This is a genomic window from Streptomyces sp. URMC 123 (genome assembly GCF_051386515.1).
In the GTDB taxonomy this organism is placed as follows: Bacteria; Actinomycetota; Actinomycetes; order Streptomycetales; family Streptomycetaceae; genus Streptomyces.
Genome location: NZ_JBPQTV010000516.1, coordinates 1 through 2,877, shown reverse-complemented (window position 1 = coordinate 2,877; position 2,877 = coordinate 1). Strand labels below are relative to the sequence as shown.

Genomic DNA, 2,877 nt, shown 5'->3' with positions numbered 1-2,877 from the left:
GGAACCCGGTGGGAATCCGGGACTGCCCCGCAGCGGTGAGTGGGAACGACCGCCGTCATACGCACTGGACGCCCGCGCGGGCTCCGGGCCGGCTCCGATCGCCCTCGGCCCGCGGCCCACCGGCCGTCGAGCACGAGGCGACAGGGGCCCCGGCGCCGGCGCGCATGCTGGTCCACTGCGGGCTCCCGCCCCGGCTGTCACAATTTGTGGGATACGAGCGCGTGAGGCGGAGAGCCGCACGGAGCCGGCCCGCGACCGAGCACGAGGCCGGCCGCTAGGGTGCACCACGGCACGCCGTTGACCGGCCGAGAGGGCGGAGGGGGAGCGAGGACGATGGACGAGGAAACCGATCTGCGGGTGGGCGGCAGCATCCGCCGGAGACGGCGGGCGCTGGATCTCACCCTGGCCAAGGTCGCCGCCCGCAGCGGGCTGTCCATCCCCTTCCTCAGCCAGATCGAGAACGACCGCGCCCGCCCCAGCACACGCTCCCTGAACCTGGTCGCCGACGCCCTCGGCACCACCGCCGTCCAGCTCATCGCCGCCGCGGAGGGCTCCCGCCGGGTCGACGTCGTCCGCGCCGACGAGCAGCTCGCCCCCGGCGACGACGGGCCGGAGGGCCGGGCCCGGCCGCTGGTCCGCGGCGTCCAGCAGCTCCACGCCGTGGAATTCACCGGCGAGCACGACGGCCGGCGCGAGTTCCGGCACCGCAACGACGAACTGCTGTACGTCGCGGACGGCGGGGCCGAGGTCGAGACCGAGGGGCGGCTGCACCGGCTGACCCGCGGCGACACGCTGTACCTCTCCGGCGGGGTGCGCCACCGGTGGCGCGCCACGGCGCCCGGTACGCGCGTCCTGCTCGTCGCCGTCGCCGACCACATCGAGGCGACGGCGGACCCCCGCCGCTGAGCGAGCCCGTACGCGCCGGCCCCGCCGCTGAGCGCGCCGGCCCCCTGCCCCTGAGCGTCGCTCGCGGCCCACCGGGCCCGCGACCGCCGCCTCTCCTCTCCCGGCCGTTCCGCCGGGGCCCGCGCCGCCCTAGGCTCGCCGCCATGCGTGTCGTCTCGCTCGTGCCCTCCCTCACCGAGGCCGTGGCCGCCACGGACCCCGCCCTGCTCGTGGGCGTCACCGACTGGTGCAGCCACCCGCCCGGCCTCGCCGCCGCCCGGATCGGCGGCACCAAGAACCCCGACGTCGCCGCCGTCGCCGCGCTCGCCCCCGACCTCGTCCTCGCCAACGAGGAGGAGAACCGCGCCCCCGACCTCGCCGCGCTGCGGGCCGCCGGCCTCCAGGTGATGGTCACCGAGGTGCGCGACCTCCCGCAGGCCCTCCGCGAGCTCGACCGGGTCCTGGTGCGCGGCTGCCGGCTGCCCCGCCCCGCCTGGCTGGACGAGGCCGAGGCCGCCTGGCGGGACCTGCGCCCACCCCTGGCGCCCACGCGCGCCGTCGTCCCCATCTGGCGGCGGCCCTGGATGGTCCTCGGCCGCTCCACCTTCGCCGGCGACCTCCTCGCCCGGCTCGGCGTGACCAACGTCTACGCCCGGCACGCCGAGCGCTACCCGCGCGTCCCGCTGGAGGAACTGCGGGCCTGTGGCGCCGACCTCGTCGTGCTCCCCGACGAGCCGTATCGTTTCAGCGCGCAGGACGGGCCCGAGGCGTTCCCCGGGCTGCCCGCCGCGCCGGTCAGCGGACGCCACCTCACCTGGTACGGGCCGTCCCTGGCCGAGGCTCCGGCCGTACTGTCCCGGGCACTGCGCGCAGCTCGCCCCTGAGCAGACCGCGCACCGTACGGACGGAGGCCACCGCCCAAGCGGTCAGCAGCACGCAGTACAGCGCGAGGGCCACGCCGTGCCAGGCCGCCAGGCCCGTGTGGTGGCCCAGCGATGTCGCCCCCGTGACACAGGTCCCCACCGGGAAGGTGAACGCCCACCACCCCATCGAGAACGGCATCCCGCGCCGCACGGCCCGCACCACCAGCGCGGAGGCCAGCGCGAGCCACAGCAGGGCGAAGCCGAAGACGGGGACGCCGTAGAGCACGGCGAGCGGGCCGAGCGCCGGCCCGTAGGCCACGGCGCCGGCCCCCGCCGCCGGCGTCACGGTGTGCGCCGCGTCCGCCAGCTGACCCAGCGCCGTCACCGACTGGCCCAGCGGGCCCAGCACGAGGAAGAGCGCCGGCGTCTGCGCCGGCGCCGGCGGGCCGTGATGGATCAGCCGCCCCACGATCAACGGCAGCAGAAGCAGCACCGCGAGCAGGCTCAGCCCGAACAGGCCGTAGCAGCCCAGCAGCAGCGCCTCCCGCGGCTGCCCGGCCGGCACGTGCGGCACCAGCGCCGGGCCCGTCGCCGCGGACACCATGGGGGCCACGACCGGCAGCAGCCACACGGGGGTCGCGTCACCCGGCTCGATCCGGTGTCGCGTCACCATCAGATACGGCAGCGCCGCCGCGGTGACCAGGCCGTACAGGGTGCCCGCCGTCCACAGCAGCGCGCCCGCCACCAGGGCCGGCCGCTCGCCGACCACGTCCCGGCCCAGCAGCAGCGTGCCCGACGCGACGGCCAGCAGGGCCATGGCCGCGCAGCCGTGGAACGGCGCGACGGCCGGGTCCAGCAGCTGCGCGCGGGTCGCGGTCCGGTGGCGCGCCCAGTGTGTGGCGCGCACGGTGAGCACGGCGGCGAGCAGGCTGGCGGCGACGGCCCACACGCCCACGCAGGCCGCTCGCGGCGCGGCGCCGCCGAGGGTCGCGCCGGCTGTGGCGACGATGCCGGTGCCCATGACGGGGGCGTACGCGTTGGGGCCGAACAGGCCCTTGCGGGGCCTGGGCTCGCTCGGCCTTGCGGTTGCGGTTGGCGTTGCCGTTGCCCTGGCCGGGCGGGCGGGGGT

General features: G+C 77.3%; 3 protein-coding genes. 2 read left to right on the top strand and 1 reads right to left on the bottom strand.

Features of this window, described 5'->3' with window-relative positions; all coding sequences use genetic code 11:
- Nucleotides 1–333 precede the first annotated feature (333 nt).
- Nucleotides 334–906 carry a helix-turn-helix domain-containing protein gene (locus ACSNOD_RS30185; protein ID WP_436770264.1) on the top strand — a complete coding sequence of 191 codons (573 nt, stop codon included), beginning with the start codon at nt 334–336 and terminating at the stop codon, nt 904–906.
- 143 nt (nt 907–1,049) lie between these two features.
- The gene (locus ACSNOD_RS30180; protein ID WP_436770263.1) at nt 1,050–1,769 is read left to right on the top strand and encodes a helical backbone metal receptor; all 720 of its coding nucleotides are present in this window, start codon (nt 1,050–1,052) and stop codon (nt 1,767–1,769) included.
- Here ACSNOD_RS30180 and ACSNOD_RS30175 read toward each other — a convergent pair.
- On the bottom strand, nt 1,696–2,877 hold a 1,182-nt coding region (locus ACSNOD_RS30175), incomplete at its 5' end, for a TDT family transporter (RefSeq protein WP_436770262.1). The genes ACSNOD_RS30180 and ACSNOD_RS30175 overlap by 74 nt on opposite strands.